Origin of the sequence: Pseudomonas sp. S04 (assembly GCF_009834545.1) — a bacterium.
Taxonomy (GTDB): Bacteria; Pseudomonadota; Gammaproteobacteria; order Pseudomonadales; family Pseudomonadaceae; genus Aquipseudomonas.
This window is the reverse complement of record NZ_CP019427.1, coordinates 1,106,132-1,123,394: the sequence shown is the minus strand read 5'-3', so window position 1 is coordinate 1,123,394 and position 17,263 is coordinate 1,106,132. Positions and strand designations below refer to the sequence as shown.

The window sequence follows — 17,263 nt, the reverse complement described above, 5'->3', positions numbered from 1 at the left end:
GCGGGTCTTTTGTTCGGGCAGGGTGCGCATCAGAAATCCGCTAGCTGCCACACCTCATAAGCCGGTGTCTCATAGGGATGGTTGAGCTTCAACGCAGCCACTACCGCGACGATCAGCTCATCGGCCACCACCAGCTCAACCTTCCATTCCTCGACCACTTCGACCTGACCGACCTGGCCGATAAACGGCTGACTGCCGTCCATCGCCCGGAACTGGCCCTGGCCCAACACCTGCCAGGCACAACTGTCGTAGAGGCCGATGCGCCCGCCACCGGCTGCAAAGACGGCGGTTTTCACCGTCTCTACATGGCTGTCGGGCACAAAGAAGCTGAGCTTGTACACCGACTTAGTTCACCCACACGCGAGCATTACGGAACATGCGCATCCACGGTGCATCTTCGTTCCACTCTTCCGAGCGCCACGAGTTCTGCACAGCGCGGAATACCCGCTCCGGGTGCGGCATCATGATGGTCACGCGACCGTCACGACTGGTCAAACCGGTGATCCCACGCGGCGAACCGTTCGGGTTGGCCGGGTAGCTCTCGGTAACCTTGCCGTGGTTGTCGACGAAACGCATCGCCACGCAACCCGACAGATCAGCTTCCAGCAACGCCTCTTCGCTGGAGAACTCGGCATGACCTTCGCCGTGGGCAATGGCGATCGGCATGCGCGAACCGGCCATGCCTTGCAGGAAGATCGAGTTCGACTCCTGGACCTGGACCATGGCCACACGGGCTTCGAACTGCTCGGAACGGTTACGCACAAAGTGCGGCCAGAACTCGCTGCCCGGGATCAGTTCGTGCAGGTTGGACATCATCTGGCAACCGTTGCACACCCCGAGGGTGAAGCTGTCGTTACGCTCGAAGAAGCCCTGGAACGCATCACGTGCACGGCTGTTGAACAGCGCGGACTTGGCCCAGCCTTCACCGGCACCGAGAACGTCGCCGTAGGAGAAACCGCCACAGGCCACCAGGCCCTTGAACTCGTTCAGGTCGACACGGCCGGCCAGAATGTCGCTCATGTGCACGTCGATCGCGCTGAAACCGGCACGATCGAACGCTGCCGCCATTTCCACCTGGCCGTTGACGCCCTGCTCACGCAGTACGGCAACTTGTGGGCGAATGCCTTTCTTGATGTAAGGCGCGGCGATGTCCTGGTTGACGTCGAAGCTGAGCTTGACGCTCAGGCCCGGGTTGTCTTCCTCCAGCAGCACGTCGAACTCTTGTTCGGCGCAGTCGGCGTTGTCACGCAGGCGCTGGATCTGATAGCTGGTCTCGGCCCACTGGCGTTGCAGCAGGCGACGCTGGCCTTCGAACACGGTGTCACCGTTGAAGGTGATGTTGATCTCGCCGTTGTTCATTGGCTGGCCGATCACCGACACGCAGTCGCCCAGGCCCGCAGCGCTGAACTGCGCGAGGATGTCCGGGGTAGCGTCCTGGCGTACCTGGATCACCGCGCCCAGCTCTTCGTTGAACAGGATCGCGGCGATGTCGGCCGAGGTTTCCGCCAAACCGTCGAGGTTGAGGCTCAGGCCGCAGTGGCCGGCAAACGCCATTTCCACGGTGCTGGTCAACAGGCCACCGTCGGAACGGTCGTGGTAAGCCAGCAAGTGACCGTCGGCGTTGAGGCCCTGGATCACCGCGAAGAAGGCTTTCAGGTCTTCGGCGTCGTCGACGTCCGGAGCCTGGCTGCCGAGCTTGCCGTGAACCTGGGCCAGGATCGAGGCGCCCATGCGGTTCTGGCCACGGCCCAGGTCGATCAGGATCAGGTCGGTGGTGCCCTTGTCCATGCGCAGTTGCGGGGTCAGGGTCTGGCGGATGTCGGTCACTGGGGCAAAGCCGGTGACGATCAGCGACATCGGCGAGGTCACGGTCTTGTCGACGCCCTCGTCGTTCCAGCGAGTGGCCATGGACATCGAGTCCTTGCCCACTGGGATGGTGATGCCCAGCTCTGGGCACAGCTCCATACCGACCGCTTTCACGGTGTCGTACAGACGCGCGTCTTCGCCCGGGTGGCCGGCAGCCGACATCCAGTTCGCCGACAACTTGATGTCGGAGAGCTTAGCGATGCGCGAAGCGGCGATGTTGGTCAGGGTTTCGCCGATGGCCATGCGGCCCGACGCCGGAGCGTCCAGCAGGGCCAGCGGAGTACGCTCGCCCATCGCCATGGCTTCACCGGTGTAGACGTCGAAGCTGGTGGCGGTCACGGCCACGTCAGCCACGGGTACCTGCCATGGGCCAACCATTTGGTCACGGGCCACGAGCCCGGTGATGGTGCGGTCGCCAATGGTGATCAGGAAGCTCTTGCTGGCCACGGCCGGGTGATGCAGGACGCGCTCGACACAGTCGGCGATGTTCAGGGTCGACGGATCGAAATCATCACCCAGTTCGTTTTCCCGAACCACCGAACGGTGCATGCGCGGAGCCTTGCCCAGCAGCACTTCCAATGGCATGTCCACCGGGCTGTTGCCGAAGTGGCTGTCAGTCACGGTCAGCTGTGGTTCGGCAGTGGCTTCGCCGACCACGGCAAACGGGCAGCGCTCACGTTCGCAGATAGCCTTGAAGCGCTCGAAGTCGGCCGGGCCGACTGCCAGGACGTAACGCTCCTGGGATTCGTTGCTCCAGATTTCGTGCGGGGCCATGCCCGGCTCGTCGTTTGGAATATTGCGCAATTCGAAACGGCCACCGCGGTCGCCGTCGTTGACCAGTTCCGGGAAGGCGTTGGACAGGCCGCCCGCACCCACGTCGTGGATGAAGCTGATCGGGTTGTGTTCACCCAACTGCCAGCAACGGTCGATGACTTCCTGGCAACGGCGTTCCATTTCCGGGTTTTCGCGTTGTACCGAAGCGAAGTCCAGGTCTGCCGAGCTGGTGCCGGTGGCCATCGAGGAAGCGGCGCCGCCACCCAGGCCGATCAGCATCGCCGGGCCACCCAGCACGATCAGCTTGGAGCCGACGAGGATCTCGCCTTTTTGCACGTGCTCTTCACGAATGTTGCCCATGCCGCCGGCCAACATGATCGGCTTGTGGTACCCGCGCACTTCATCACCGTGCGGCGTGGTGATGGATTGTTCGAAGGTACGGAAGTAACCGGTCAGTGCCGGACGACCGAATTCGTTGTTGAACGCTGCGCCGCCCAATGGGCCTTCGATCATGATGTCGAGGGCGGTGACGATGCGCTCAGGCTTGCCGTATGGCACTTCCCACGGCTGTTCGAAGCCCGGGATCTGCAGGTTGGATACGGTGAAGCCCGTCAGGCCAGCCTTCGGCTTGGCGCCGCGACCGGTTGCGCCTTCGTCGCGGATCTCGCCACCGGAGCCGGTGGACGCGCCCGGGAACGGGGCAATCGCCGTCGGGTGGTTGTGCGTCTCGACTTTCATCAGGATGTGCACCGGCTCCTGCACCGCACCGTACTGGCGGGTTTCAGGGTCCGGGAAAAAACGCCCGGCAACGGAGCCGACGATCACCGAGGCGTTGTCCTTGTAGGCCGACAGGACACCTTCGCTGTGCATCACGTAGGTGTTCTTGATCATGCCGAACAGGCTTTTTTCCTGGCTTTCACCATCAATATCCCAACTGGCGTTGAAGATCTTGTGGCGGCAGTGCTCGGAGTTCGCCTGGGCGAACATCATCAGTTCGATGTCGTGCGGGTTGCGCTTGAGGCCGATGAAGGCGTTGACCAGGTAGTCGATCTCGTCTTCGGCCAGGGCCAGGCCCAGCTCGACGTTGGCGGTTTCCAGCGCGGCGCGACCGCCACCCAGAACGTCGATTGCCGTCAGCGGCTTAGGCTCGGAGTGACTGAACAGACCGCCAGCCTGTTCAAGGTTCTCCAGGACGATCTGGGTCATGCGGTCGTGCAGGCCGTCGGCAATCAGCTGGGCCTGGGCGTCGGTGAACTCACCGGCGACATAGAACGCAATACCGCGCTCCAGGCGCTGGATTTTCGCCAGGCCGCAGTTACGGGCAATGTCGCTGGCCTTGCTCGACCAGGGCGAAATGGTGCCAAACCGCGGCAACACCAGGAACAGACGACCGGTCGGCTCCTGTACCGGAACGCTAGGACCGTACTTCAGAAGGCGCGCAAGCACCTGCTGTTCGTCGCCGGTCAGGACGCCGGTGACTTCGGCGAAGTGAGCGAATTCAGCATACAGGCCAGTGACAGCTGGAACCTTCTGGCTCAGTTGCTCAAGGAGTTTGCTGTGGCGAAAGGCAGAAAGGGCAGGAGCGCCGCGCAGGATCAACATCTTCGGGACAGCCTCGGAAGGGGGTGTGCTTTGAGGCCGTGCATTCTAGCCTAAACCGCCCGCGACAGCACCCGAAACGCTACACCCGGTATCACCCGAACGTCGGCCAGGGCTGGCGGGCCTATAACCAATGCTCATCAAGGTAAGTGCCGGCGGTTATTTTGCGCCGGATAAACGCCACCAAACGCCTATTCCTAAGGGCTTGGCGTCAATTTTCAAACATCTAGCAGACAAGCCCTTCACTGTCGAGATATGGCGGTCGTGGTCCTTTGCGTATACTGCGCAGATGTTTTCCCCAATGGTATTGCGTCCGCGAGTGGCCAAATGGCTTCTCGCCACCGGACTCTTCCTGGTGCTCAGCGGCTGTGTTGATAAACCCAACACCCTGGAGCGCGTAAAGGAGGATGGCGTGCTGCGCGTGGTCACGCGTAACAGCCCAGCCACCTACTTCCAGGATCGCAACGGTGAAACCGGCTTCGAATACGAGCTGGTGAAGCGCTTTGCCGACGATCTGGGGGTGGAACTGAAGATCGAAACCGCGGACAACCTCGACGACCTCTTTGAACAGGTGGGCAAGCCCAACGGCCCCGTGCTGGCTGCTGCCGGTCTGGTCAGCAGCGAGAAACGCAAGGCGCAGGTCCGGTTCTCCCACTCCTACCTGGAAGTCACCCCGCAAATCATCTACCGCAATGGCCAGTCGCGCCCAACCAACGCGGCGGATCTGGTGGGCAAGAAGATCATGGTGCTCAAGGGCAGCACCCATGCCGAGCAATTGGCCGTCCTGAAACAGAAAAATCCGCGTATCGAATACGAAGAGTCTGACGCGGTAGAGGTGGTCGACCTGCTGCGCATGGTCGACGAAGGGCAAATTGACCTGACCCTGGTCGACTCCAATGAAGTCGCCATGAACCAGGTGTACTTCCCCAACGTCCGGGTGGCCTTCGACCTCGGTGACGCCAGCAACCAGAGCTGGGCGGTGGCCGCCGGTGAAGACAACAGCCTGCTCAACGAGATCAATGACTTCCTCGACAAGGTCGAGAAAAACGGCACCTTGCAGCGCCTCAAGGACCGCTACTACGGGCACGTCGACGTGCTCGGCTATGTCGGCGCCTACACCTTTGCCCAGCACCTGCAGCAGCGCCTGCCCAAATACGAACCGCACTTCAAGACCTACGCCAAGAAAGAAAAAGTCGATTGGCGCCTGCTGGCGGCGATCGGCTATCAAGAGTCACTGTGGCAGCCGACGGTCACCTCCAAGACCGGTGTCCGCGGGCTGATGATGCTGACCCAGAACACCGCCCAGGCCATGGGTGTGTCCAACCGCCTGGATGCCCGCCAGAGCATCATGGGCGGCGCCAAGTACCTGGCGTACATGAAGGACCAACTGGACAGTTCGATCCAGGAGCCGGATCGCACCTGGTTCGCCCTCGCCGCCTACAACGTCGGCAGCGGTCACCTGGATGACGCCCGCAAGCTGGCGGCCAAGGAAGGACTGAATCCGGACAAGTGGCTGGATGTGAAGAAGATCCTGCCCCGCCTGTCGCAGAAACAGTGGTACAGCAAGACCCGCTACGGCTACGCCCGTGGTGGCGAGCCCGTGCACTTCGTGGCGAACATCCGTCGTTACTACGACATCCTGACCTGGGTCACGCAGCCACAACTGGAAGGCGACCAGGTGGCCGAGGGTAACTTGCATGTACCCGGCATCGACAAATCAAAACCGGCCCAAGAGCCAGCCCCGCTCTGACAAACGCCTTGAACCACATGTGGGAGCCAGCCTGCTGGCTCCCACGCTGGTTTTGTATGGTTGCTTAGGCCTTCGCCGCAGCCGCCAGGATCAGTGCCTTCATCTCCGACACCGCCGACTTGAAGCCGACAAACAAGGCATGCGCGACCAGTGCGTGGCCGATGTTCAGTTCGTTGATGCCCTTGATCGCCGCAACGGCTTCGACGTTGTGGTAATGCAGGCCATGACCGGCATTGACGATCAGCCCCTGAGCCAGGCCGCAGGCCACACCGTCGGCCACGCGCTGCAGCTCTTCGGCGACTTCGGTGGGAGTCTGGGCATCGGCATAACGGCCGGTGTGCAATTCGATGGCCGGGGCACCCACGCGCTTGGAAGCCTCGATCTGCCGCTCATCGGCATCGATAAATAACGACACTTCACAGCCGATTTTGGCCAAGCGCTCTACTGCGGCCTTGATCCGTGCCTCCTGCCCCGCAACATCCAGACCGCCTTCGGTGGTCAGCTCCTGACGGGTTTCCGGAACCAGGCAGATGTGCGCCGGGCGAATGCGTTCGGCGAACGCCATCATTTCCTCGGTCACGCCCATCTCGAAATTCATCCGGGTCTGCAGCACGTCCTTGAGAATCAGTACGTCGCGCTCCTGGATGTGCCGGCGATCTTCGCGCAGATGCACGGTGATGCCATCGGCGCCCGCCTCTTCAGCGTCGAGCGCAGCCTTGACGGGGTCAGGGTATCGGGTGCCCCGGGCCTGACGCAGGGTGGCTACGTGGTCGATGTTCACGCCAAGAAGAATGCGGGTGCTGGTGGTCACGGAAAGCGCTCCAGAAGAAGAGAAAGTTCGGTGCACAGCATACGGGGTGATCAGGGCTTGCGAAACAGCTCGCGACTGACCAGGGGACGACCGCCCAGGTGAACCGCCAATGCCTGGCGCATCAGGCGCTTGGCAGCCGACAGCGCACCGGGAGCGCTCCAGTCCGCTTCGGCCATGGCCAACAGTTCACAGCCATTGAACAGCCCCGGCTGCAACAGGTACACCCGCTCCAACCCGGCATCCACCTGCAGGCGGTACAGACCGTCGGCGGCAATCGGCTCGGCGTGGACATCCTGGGTCAGTGCAAAGCCATAGCCCAGGTCATCGAGCAAGCGCCATTCGAAGGAGCGCAACAACGGTTCCAACGCGCGACCTTCAGCGAGGGCCAGCAAGGTCGCGGCATAGTGCTCGAACACCGCGGGATGGGGATCTTCGGCAGGCAACAGGCGGATCAGCAACTCATTGAGGTACAGGCCACTGAACAGCGCCTCGCCGCTGAGCCAGGTCGAGACGCCGGCACTTTCCATGCGCCCGACGTTTTTCAGCTCGCCGCGCCCGCGAAACTCCACTTCCAGGGGCACGAATGGCCGCGCCAGAGTCCCGGCCTTGCCCCGCGCGCTGCGCAACACCGCCCGCAGCCGCCCTTGCGGCGTGAGGAAGTCGACCAATGCACTGTTCTCGCGGTAGGCGCGCGAATGCAGGACGTAGGCGGGTTGGCTGGGTGGCGGAGAGGACATGGGTGTCTCACTGAAGGAGTGCTGTTTTGAAATCAACACAAACCAAAAGTGGGAGCGGGCTTGCCCGCGATGGCGGACTTACAGTCAACATCGCTGCTGAATGCTCCATCCTCATCGCGGGCAAGCCCGCTCCCACAGGGTTCTACGGTACAGCGCTAACCGGGTCTACAGATCGCCGTAACCCAGCGAACGCAGGGCGCGCTCGTCGTCGGACCAGCCACCTTTGACCTTCACCCACAGGTTGAGCATGATCTTGGAGTCGAACAGCAGCTCCATATCCTTGCGCGCCTCGGTGCCGATACGTTTGATCCGCTCGCCCTTGTCGCCAATGATGATCTTCTTCTGACCGTCACGCTCGACGAGGATCAGGGCGTGGATGTGCAGGGTCTTGCCCTGCTGCTTGAACTCTTCGATTTCCACGGTGATCTGGTACGGCAGCTCCGCACCCATCTGGCGCATGATTTTCTCGCGCACCAGCTCAGCGGCGAGGAAGCGGCTGCTGCGGTCGGTGATCTGATCTTCCGGGAAGAAGTGATCGTTTTCCGGCAGGTAACCGGCGATCACCCGCTCCAGCGCTTCGAGGTTATGCCCATGCTGGGCCGAGATCGGCATGATCTGCGCGTTCGGCAGTTGCTCTTGCAGCCAGGTCAGGTGCGGCATCAGCTCGGCTTTGTCTTCGATGCGGTCGGTCTTGTTCAGCGCCACGATCAAAGGACCGGTCACGTACTGCACACGCTCGAGGACCATCTGGTCTTCGTCGGTCCACTTGGTGCGATCGACCACGAAGATCACCACGTCGACGTCTTTCAACGCCGCCGAGGCGGTCTTGTTCATGTAGCGGTTCAGGGCCTTCTCGCCACCCTTGTGCATGCCGGGGGTGTCGACGTAGATCGCTTGCACCGCGCCCTCGGTCTTGATCCCGAGCATGTTGTGGCGGGTGGTCTGCGGTTTACGCGAGGTAATTGCCAGCTTCTGACCCAGGATGTGGTTCAGCAACGTGGATTTGCCCACGTTCGGGCGGCCGACGATGGCGACATAGCCACAGCGAGTTGCAGTTGAATCAGTCATGGCCATTCTCCACGCCCAGGGCTATCAGTGCTGCGGCGGCCGCTACCTGTTCGGCAATACGACGACTCACACCCTGACCTCGGCTTTTTTCATTCAATAAGGTGATTTCACATTCGACGAAGAACGTTCGGCAATGAGGCTCACCCTGGATATCCACCACTTCGTAACGCGGCAGCTCACAGGCACGCGACTGCAGGAATTCCTGCAGGCGGGTCTTTGGATCTTTATTGGTATCGACCAGCGTCAGGCTCTCGAACTCGGAAGCCAGCCAGGCCAGCACGCGTTCGCGCGCCATGTCCATGCCGGCATCCAGGTAGATCGCGCCGATCAGCGCTTCCAGGGCATCGGCCAGGATCGACTCGCGCCGGAAACCGCCGCTCTTCAACTCACCGGAGCCCAGGCGCAGGTAGTCACCCAGATCAAAGCCACGGGCCAGCACTGCCAGTGTCTCGCCTTTGACCAAGCGCGCGCGCAAACGCGACAGCTGGCCTTCGCGGGCCAGCGGAAAGCGGTCGAACAGCGCTTCACCGGCCACGAAGTTGAGGATGGCATCACCGAGGAATTCCAGGCGTTCGTTGTTGCGCCCGGCAAAGCTGCGGTGAGTCAGGGCCAGGACCATCAGTTCCTGATCCTTGAAGGTGTAGCCGAGCTGACGCTCGAGACGGCTTAAGGAGACGCTCACGGTTTACCCACGCTGAGTTCGTGGTCGACTTCCCCCGCAGCATCGCTGCGAAGGCCTGGGACAAATAACGCTGTGTTCAAAAATTACTTCCTGAATATCGTTGGCTTCAATGCAGTGCGGCAACCTTCTGCAGGTTCCAGAAAAGCATTCGGCGCTGTGTTCAACAGCGCCGTGTGGGATTACTTGATCAGGCCAACCCGCGAGAAATTCGGCAGGTGGCTGAGTTTCGGTTCAGGCCAGCTCATCCAGACCGCAAAGGCCTTGCCGACGATGTTCTGGTCGGGAACCATGCCCAGCAGGTTCTTGGGAATGCTTGGGTCATCCCAGTAGCGACTGTCGTTGGAGTTGTCGCGGTTGTCGCCCATCATGAAATAGTGCCCCGCGGGCACCGTCCATTGACGGTCCGGAGTGGCCCGGTAGCGGCTCATTTCCTTGCGGATCATGTGCTCGGCGACACCGAGTTTTTCCTTGTACAGCTCGGCGCTGCCCAAGGTGCCCGGCTCGGTGCCCACCAGTTGCTCGGCAATCGACTCACCGTTGACGAACAGGCGCTTGTCGGCGGTGTAGCGAATCTGGTCGCCCGGCAGGCCAACCACACGCTTGATGTAGTTGACGTTCGGGTCGCTTGGGTAGCGGAACACCATCACATCGCCGCGCTGCGGATCACCCACCTCGATGACTTTCTTGTCGAGTACTGGCAAGCGGATCCCGTAGGAAAACTTGTTCACCAGAATGAAATCGCCGACGTCCAGGGTCGGTTTCATCGAACCAGACGGAATCTGGAACGGCTCCACCAGAAACGAACGCAGCACCAGTACGATGAACAGCACCGGAAAGAACGATTTGCCGTATTCCACCAGCAACGGTTCTTTGTTCAGTTTCTCCACGACGACCATGTCGGGTTGGCTGACAGTGCCCTGATACGAGGCAATGGCAGCACGCCGACGCGGCGCCAGAAACACCAGATCGAGCAACGCCAGCAAACCGCAGACGAAGACAGCGATGACCAGCAACAGCGGGAAATTTAGTGACATAGGACCTAACTATCCAACCTGAGCACAGCAAGGAAGGCTTCTTGTGGAATTTCCACGTTACCGACCTGCTTCATGCGTTTTTTACCGGCCTTCTGCTTTTCCAACAGCTTGCGCTTACGGCTAACGTCACCACCGTAGCATTTGGCCAATACGTTCTTTCTGAGTGCCTTGACGGAGGTCCGCGCGATGATCTGCCCGCCAATGGCGGCCTGGATCGCAACGTCGAACATCTGGCGCGGAATCAGTTCCTTCATCTTCTCGGTCAACTGGCGACCTTTGTAGTGCGCGTTGTCCTTGTGCACGATCAGCGCCAGGGCATCGACCTTGTCGCCATTGATCAGCACGTCCAGCTTGACCAGATTAGCCGACTGGTAGCGATCGAAGTGGTAATCCAGCGAAGCATAGCCGCGACTGGTGGACTTCAGGCGATCGAAGAAGTCCAGGACCACTTCGTTCATCGGCAAATCGTAGGTCACCTGGACCTGGGTACCCAGGAACAACATGTCGTGCTGCACGCCACGTTTTTCGATACACAGGGTAATGACGTTGCCCAGGTGCTCTTGCGGCACAAGAATATTGGCCCGCACGATCGGCTCACGCATGTCTTCGATCGAAGACAGGTCTGGGAGCTTGGACGGGTTATCGACGTAAATCGTTTCACCGGTTTTCAGCAACAGCTCGAAAATTACCGTTGGCGCCGTGGTGATCAGGTCCAGGTCGTACTCGCGCTCCAGGCGCTCCTGGATGATTTCCATGTGCAGCATGCCAAGGAACCCGCAACGGAAGCCGAAGCCCAGGGCGTCGGAGCTTTCCGGGGTGTACTGCAGGGACGAGTCGTTGAGGGTGAGCTTTTGCAGGGCTTCACGGAAGTCTTCGAAGTCGTCGGAGCTGACCGGAAACAGACCGGCGTACACCTGCGGCTGGATGCGCTTGAAGCCTGGCAGCACGTCGACGTCAGGGGTCGAACTCAAGGTCAGGGTATCGCCCACTGGCGCACCGTGAATGTCCTTGATACCGGCGATGATGAAGCCTACTTCACCGGCTTTCAGGTCGACGGTGGCAGTGTGTTTCGGGTTGAACACACCGACGCTGTCCACCAGGTGGATCTTGCCGGTGGATTTGACCAGGATCTTGTCGCCCTTCTTCACGCGGCCGTGGCGTACGCGAACCAAGGAAACAACGCCCAGGTAGTTGTCGAACCAGGAGTCGATGATCAACGCTTGCAGCGGATCTTCGATGTTGCCGGTAGGCGCGGGAATGGTCTTGACCAGGCGCTCGAGCACCTCATCGACGCCCAGGCCAGTCTTGGCACTGCACTCGACGGCATCGGTGGCGTCGATGCCGATGATTTTTTCGATTTCTTCTTTCACCCGGTCCGGATCGGCCTGTGGCAGGTCGATCTTGTTCAGCACCGGCATGACTTCCAGGCCCTGCTCGATTGCCGTGTAGCAGTTGGCAACCGACTGCGCTTCCACGCCCTGGCCAGCATCGACCACCAGCAACGCACCTTCACAGGCCGCCAACGAGCGGCTGACTTCATAGGTGAAGTCAACGTGGCCGGGGGTGTCGATGAAGTTCAGCTGGTACTTGATGCCGTCTTTGGCGGTGTAATACAAGGTAACGCTGTGGGCCTTGATGGTGATCCCGCGTTCGCGCTCAAGGTCCATGGAGTCCAGAACCTGGGCTTCCATTTCACGCTCGGCCAGGCCGCCGCACATCTGGATGAAGCGATCGGCCAGCGTCGACTTGCCATGGTCAATGTGGGCGATGATGGAGAAATTGCGGATATGACTCAAATCACTCACGGATCAACACTCAAAAAGGCTGCAGGCATAGCCCGCCGAAAAATAGCCGGGAATTGTACCTGAAACACCAGGCAAGCGTCACGTTTGCAGGTGAAGGCATCACTTGCAAAAACGCCCCGCTCTGGCGAACGGGGCGTTTTTGCAGACAAACTTCGGTTCAAATACCGCTGATCAGCCGGCTCGACGCATCAGCCAGAGGCCTGCCAGCGCACACACCGCAGCTGGGATCAACACCGCAAACAGCGGCGAGAAACCGAACACCAGGCTCGACGGGCCGAGCAAATCCTGGACGATGCGGAAGGTGAAGCCCACCAGCACACCGGTGAAGACCCGCTGACCGAGGGTTACCGAACGCAGTGGACCAAAGATGAAGGAGATCGCCATCAGCACCAGGGCTGCGGTGACCAGCGGCTGCAACACCTTGACCCAAAATGCCAGCCAGTAGCGGCCGTTGTTCAGGCCCTGGTCAGCCAGGTAATGGATATAACCCCACAGGCCGCTGATCGACAGCGATTCCGGGGCCATCACCACGGTGCTCAGCAGTTGCGGGCTGAGGGCCACATCCCAACGCTCGACCGCAGCGCTCACCACTTCAGTGCTCTTGCCGTGGAACAGGGTGGTGGTGACGTCACTCAACTGCCAGTGATCGGTGTCGAACTCGGCGCGTTTAGCGAAGCTTGCGGACAGCAGGTGGTGGTCATTATCGAAACGATAACGGGTCACGCCATACAGGCGGCCATTGGGCTGCACCGAGTTGACGTGAATGAACTCGTCCCCCTGGCGGTGCCACAAACCGTGCTTGGCGCTTTGCGAATCGCCACTGCCCTGGGCCAGCGAACGGTTGGCCTGGGCGATGTTTTCCGTGGCGGGCGCCACATACTCGCCGATCAACACGCCGGCCACCATCAGGAACAGCATCGGCTTCATCACTGCCCAGACGATCCGCCCAATGGATACGCCGGCCGCACGCATGATGGTCAATTCGCTGTTACTGGCCAGGCTGCCAAGGCCGATCAGGCAACCGATCAGGGCAGCCATGGGCAACATGTCGTACAGCCGGCGCGGCGCGGTCAGGAGCACGTAGCCCAGAACGTCCATCACCGTGTAGGTATCGCTGGCATCGCCCATTTCATCAATGAAGGCGAACAGGGTCGCCAGACCGAGGATGATCCCCAGCACGGCCAGGATCGCCATGAATACACTGCTACCAATGTAGCGATCGAGCTTAACCACGGGTCACCTCCAACGCATAGCGGCGACTCGCCATCTTCAAGCGCAACGGCTCCCAGTAGAGCAACCCCAGGCCAATGACCAGGAAAATCCCGTGGACCCACCACAACCCCAGCGCCGGCGGTAATTTGCCCTTCTCCAATGCGCCGCGGGCAGCGATCAGGATGGTCAGGTAGGCCATGTACAGCAGGATCGCTGGCAACAGCTTGAGGAAACGGCCCTGACGCGGGTTGACCCGCGACAGTGGCACGGCCATCAGGGTCACGATGAACACCAGCAACGGCAGGGACAGGCGCCATTGCAATTCGGCATGGGAGCGCACGTCATCGCTGCCCAGCAGGTTGGCGGTACTGATGGCGTCGCGGTCGGTTACTTCGTCGCTGACGTCAGGCTTGGGCAACAGTACGCCATAGGTGTCGTACTTGATGATCCGGTAATTGGCCTGCCCCGGATTGCCGTCATAACGATAGCCGTTGTCCAGAATCAGGTAGCGGTTGCCGTCCGGCTTGATCTCCTGACGGCCCTTCTCGGCCACCAGTACAGAGATGCCGCGATCCTTGTTGCCTGAGGCTTCGTTCTTCTGCGAGATGAACACGCCTGCCAGGTTGACGCGATCGTCCGAGAGTTTTTCGGTATAGGTCACCCGCGTGCCGTCGCGCAACGACTGGAAGCGTCCTGGCTCCAGGGTATCGAACTCGGTCAGGGCATCCTGCTTGTTCAGCAGCAACTGGAACTGGTTGGCACCTTGCGGGGCCAGGCCCAGGCTCAACCAGGCCACCAGCAATGCAATCAGCGTGGCCGGGAACAAGGTGTAGGCGAACAGGCGTTGCTGGCTCATGCCGGTGGCCGACAGCACGGTCATTTCGCTCTCGAGATACAGCCGGCCATAAGCCAGCAGAATCCCCAGGAACAACCCCAGTGGCAGGATCAACTGCAAGAAGCCCGGCAGGCGAAAGCCCATGATCAGGAACAGGGAACCCGGATCCAGCAGGCCGGCAGCGGCTTGGGCGAGGTACTTGATGAAGCGCCCACTCATGATGATGACCAGCAGCACGGCACTGACGGCGCTCAGGGTCACCAGGACTTCACGGGAAAGATAACGGAAGACAATCAAACCAGACACTCCAGGGTTGTCAGGCTAAGGCGGCCAAACAAGCAAACAGGTCGGGCGGCTCGTGAAACCATGAGCCACCGCAAAAGATGCGGCATTATCCTGTGATTGACCGCGCCTGTCACTGCGCACGCTCACGCCGGCATGCAATGCATTAAAGATCACTTGCGCAAGGGTTGTCAGGCGCAGTCAGCGAGGTTCAAACTGCGGCCTTTGTCGCGGGCCTTACCCGCACCTTTCTATATAGAAGGCAAACGTGTGCGCACAGGCTGCGGCACGCTGCACTTTGACCATTTATTCAGGGACCCGGACATGGAACTGGTTGTAAAAAGCGTTAGCCCAGAAACCTTGAAAACCGCCACGCTGGTCATCGCAGTCGGCGAAGGCCGGACACTCGGCAACGTCGCCAAACAGGTCGATGAGCTCAGCGGCGGCGCCATCAGCGCCATCCTCAAGCGTGGCGACCTGGCCGGCAAAGTTGGCCAGAGCCTGTTGCTGCACAGCCTACCGAACCTCAAGGCCGAACGTGTGCTGCTGGTAGGTGTGGGCAAGGACGCAGAATTGGGCGATCGTCCATTGCGCAAAATCGTCGCTGGCATCCTCAACACCCTCAAGGGCCTGGGTGGCAGCGATGCCGCACTCGCGCTGGACGAAGTGGTGGTCAAGGGTCGTGACAGCTATGGCAAGACCCGCCTGCTGGCCGAAACCCTGCTGGACGGCGAATACAGCTTCGACCAGTTCAAGAGCCAGAAGGCCGAACCACGCGCCCTGAAGAAAATCACCCTGTTGACCATCAAGGCTGCACAGGCCGAAGTGCAACGTGCCGTGACCCACGCCAGCGCGATTGCCAACGGCATGGCGTTCACCCGCGACCTGGGTAACCTGCCGCCGAACATCTGTCACCCAACCTTCCTGGGCGAGCAAGCCAAGGCACTGGGTAAAGAGTTCAAGAGCCTGAAAGTCGAAGTGCTGGACGAGAAAAAGATCAAGGAACTGGGCATGGGCTCGTTCTACGCCGTGGGTCAGGGCAGCGACCAGCCGCCACGCCTGATCGTCATGCAATACAACGGCGGCAAGAAGTCCGAGAAGCCGTACGCCCTGGTGGGCAAGGGCATCACCTTCGACACCGGCGGTATCAGCCTCAAGCCGGGCGCCGGCATGGATGAAATGAAGTACGACATGGGCGGCGCCGCCAGCGTGTTTGGTACCCTGCGCGCGGTGCTCGAGCTGAAGCTGCCGATCAACCTGGTGTGCATCCTGGCCTGTGCCGAGAACATGCCGAGCGGCGGCGCTGCCCGCCCAGGCGATATCGTCACCACCATGAGCGGCCAGACCGTGGAAATCCTCAACACCGACGCCGAAGGCCGCCTGGTGCTGTGTGACGCCCTGACCTACGCCGAGCGCTTCAAGCCACAGGCAGTGATCGATATCGCCACCCTGACCGGCGCCTGCATCGTCGCCCTGGGCTCCCACACCTCCGGCCTGCTGGGCAACAACGACGAATTGATCGAACAATTGCTGAGCGCCGGCAAGGCTGCCGACGACCGTGCCTGGCAACTGCCGCTGTTCGATGAGTACCAAGAACAACTGGACAGCCCGTTCGCCGACATCGCCAACATTGGTGGGCCGAAAGCCGGCACCATCACGGCAGCGTGCTTCCTGTCGCGCTTCACCAAGAACCTCAACTGGGCGCACCTGGACATCGCGGGCACCGCCTGGACCAGCGGTGGCAAGGACAAGGGCGCCACTGGCCGCCCAGTACCGTTGCTGACCCAATACCTGCTGGATCGCGCCAAGGCCTGAAACCGATGACCTGAAGCGGCGTCACCCTCGGGGGCGCTACTTCAGGCTCAGGAACCGCAATGACCAAAGTCGACTTTTACATCCTGCCCAGCGCCGATCCCCAGGCGCGGCTGGATTTCGCCTGCAAACTCAGCGAAAAGGCCTGGCGCATGGGGCACCGCATCTACCTGCACTGCAGCGATGCCGCCCAACGCGACGACCTGGATGCTCGCCTGTGGGCGTTCAAGGGCGAAAGCTTCGTACCCCACGGCCCAGCCGAGAGCGAACCGGACGGCTTGATTGTGCTGGGCCTGGGCGATGATCCGGGCGAGCACCAGGACCTGCTGGTCAACCTCGACCTCAAGGTCCCACCATTTGCCCAACGGTTTGCCCGAGTGGCAGAAGTAGTAGTCGAAGATCCCGCTATTCGTCAGGCCGCGCGGGAGAGTTTCCGCTTCTACCGCGAACAGGGCTATCCTCTGCAAGATCACCGTCTACAGCGACTCTGAGTACAAGATGGACACGCCAAAACCACTGCAAAAGGCCGCTCACCTGCTGGATGACCTCGAGTCGATCCGCCAGTTGCTCGGCGATGACAACCTGCAACCACCACTGCTGACCGACACCGTCGAGACCGCAAGTGATGAAGGCCAGATTCCCCTGCTGTTCGACCAAGTCAGCGGCAAACCACTGGCCGAAGCCGTCGAACAACCTGCTCCAGCACCAGCACCAGCCGCCACGACCACCGCTCAGCAAGCTGCCGACGTCATGCTGCATCTGGATGGTGAGTTGCGCGCGGCCGCGCAGTTGATCATGCAAGACGTGATCGATGACTTTGCCCCGCACATCGAGACGGAAATCAAGCGTCGCCTCGATGCACGAATGGAACGGTTATTGAGCCAGTACGACAACTGACCCTGTGCTTTTGAAGCCCCCCCCTTGTACGAGGGATAGGTCGCCAGTGAAATTGGCGACCTTACACTTCAAATACCAACCCACTATTCAATGGCATTA

The 17,263-nt window shown here is 60.8% G+C and carries 14 protein-coding genes; 4 read left to right on the top strand and 10 right to left on the bottom strand.

Annotated features, from left to right (window positions below):
* Positions 1-29: 29 nt before the first annotated feature.
* Positions 30-341: an NGG1p interacting factor NIF3 gene (locus PspS04_RS04830; protein ID WP_159993937.1), complete on the bottom strand. Its 312-nt coding sequence runs from the start codon at positions 339-341 to the stop codon at positions 30-32.
* A 4-nt stretch (positions 342-345) separates the two neighbouring features.
* The gene (purL, locus tag PspS04_RS04825) at positions 346-4,242 is read right to left on the bottom strand and encodes a phosphoribosylformylglycinamidine synthase (protein ID WP_159993935.1); all 3,897 of its coding nucleotides are present in this window, start codon (positions 4,240-4,242) and stop codon (positions 346-348) included.
* Between the two features lie 286 nt (positions 4,243-4,528).
* Between purL and mltF the strand changes: the two genes are divergently transcribed.
* Positions 4,529-5,989, top strand: a complete 1,461-nt coding sequence (gene mltF, locus PspS04_RS04820) for a membrane-bound lytic murein transglycosylase MltF (protein ID WP_095171180.1) — start codon at positions 4,529-4,531, stop codon at positions 5,987-5,989.
* A 64-nt stretch (positions 5,990-6,053) separates the two neighbouring features.
* Here mltF and pdxJ read toward each other — a convergent pair whose 3' ends face one another.
* From pdxJ to lptF, 8 genes are all read right to left on the bottom strand, one after another.
* Positions 6,054-6,800 carry a pyridoxine 5'-phosphate synthase gene (gene pdxJ / locus PspS04_RS04815; protein WP_095171182.1) on the bottom strand — a complete coding sequence of 249 codons (747 nt, stop codon included), beginning with the start codon at positions 6,798-6,800 and terminating at the stop codon, positions 6,054-6,056.
* A 50-nt stretch (positions 6,801-6,850) separates the two neighbouring features.
* The gene (gene recO / locus PspS04_RS04810; RefSeq protein WP_159993933.1) at positions 6,851-7,537 is read right to left on the bottom strand and encodes a DNA repair protein RecO; all 687 of its coding nucleotides are present in this window, start codon (positions 7,535-7,537) and stop codon (positions 6,851-6,853) included.
* Positions 7,538-7,702: 165 nt separating this feature from the next.
* Positions 7,703-8,605 carry a GTPase Era gene (gene era / locus PspS04_RS04805; RefSeq protein ID WP_007944847.1) on the bottom strand — a complete coding sequence of 301 codons (903 nt, stop codon included), beginning with the start codon at positions 8,603-8,605 and terminating at the stop codon, positions 7,703-7,705.
* Positions 8,598-9,287 (bottom strand): ribonuclease III, encoded by a 690-nt coding sequence (rnc, locus tag PspS04_RS04800; protein WP_095171185.1) that lies wholly within the window; start codon positions 9,285-9,287, stop codon positions 8,598-8,600. The genes era and rnc overlap by 8 nt, the downstream gene beginning before the upstream one ends.
* A gap of 179 nt (positions 9,288-9,466) precedes the next feature.
* Positions 9,467-10,321, bottom strand: a complete 855-nt coding sequence (gene lepB / locus PspS04_RS04795; RefSeq protein ID WP_095171187.1) for a signal peptidase I — start codon at positions 10,319-10,321, stop codon at positions 9,467-9,469.
* A gap of 5 nt (positions 10,322-10,326) precedes the next feature.
* Entirely contained in the window at positions 10,327-12,126 is a 1,800-nt protein-coding gene (lepA, locus tag PspS04_RS04790; RefSeq protein ID WP_095171189.1) for a translation elongation factor 4, read from the bottom strand.
* Positions 12,127-12,297: 171 nt separating this feature from the next.
* A complete protein-coding gene (gene lptG / locus PspS04_RS04785; protein ID WP_095171191.1) occupies positions 12,298-13,359 on the bottom strand; it encodes an LPS export ABC transporter permease LptG in 1,062 nt (353 codons plus the stop codon).
* On the bottom strand, positions 13,352-14,470 hold the full coding sequence (gene lptF / locus PspS04_RS04780; RefSeq protein ID WP_159993931.1) for an LPS export ABC transporter permease LptF: 1,119 nt from the start codon (positions 14,468-14,470) through the stop codon (positions 13,352-13,354). The genes lptG and lptF overlap by 8 nt, the downstream gene beginning before the upstream one ends.
* Before the next feature lie 309 nt (positions 14,471-14,779).
* Between lptF and PspS04_RS04775 the strand changes: the two genes are divergently transcribed.
* The 3 genes from PspS04_RS04775 to PspS04_RS04765 are packed head-to-tail and all read left to right on the top strand — an operon-like array spanning position 14,780 to position 17,164.
* The gene (locus tag PspS04_RS04775; protein ID WP_159993929.1) at positions 14,780-16,270 is read left to right on the top strand and encodes a leucyl aminopeptidase; all 1,491 of its coding nucleotides are present in this window, start codon (positions 14,780-14,782) and stop codon (positions 16,268-16,270) included.
* A gap of 59 nt (positions 16,271-16,329) precedes the next feature.
* Complete coding sequence (locus PspS04_RS04770) at positions 16,330-16,758, top strand: DNA polymerase III subunit chi (protein ID WP_095171196.1); 429 nt, start codon at positions 16,330-16,332, stop codon at positions 16,756-16,758.
* Between the two features lie 7 nt (positions 16,759-16,765).
* Entirely contained in the window at positions 16,766-17,164 is a 399-nt protein-coding gene (locus PspS04_RS04765) for a DNA polymerase III subunit chi (protein WP_159993927.1), read from the top strand.
* The last annotated feature ends 99 nt before the right edge of the window (positions 17,165-17,263 follow it).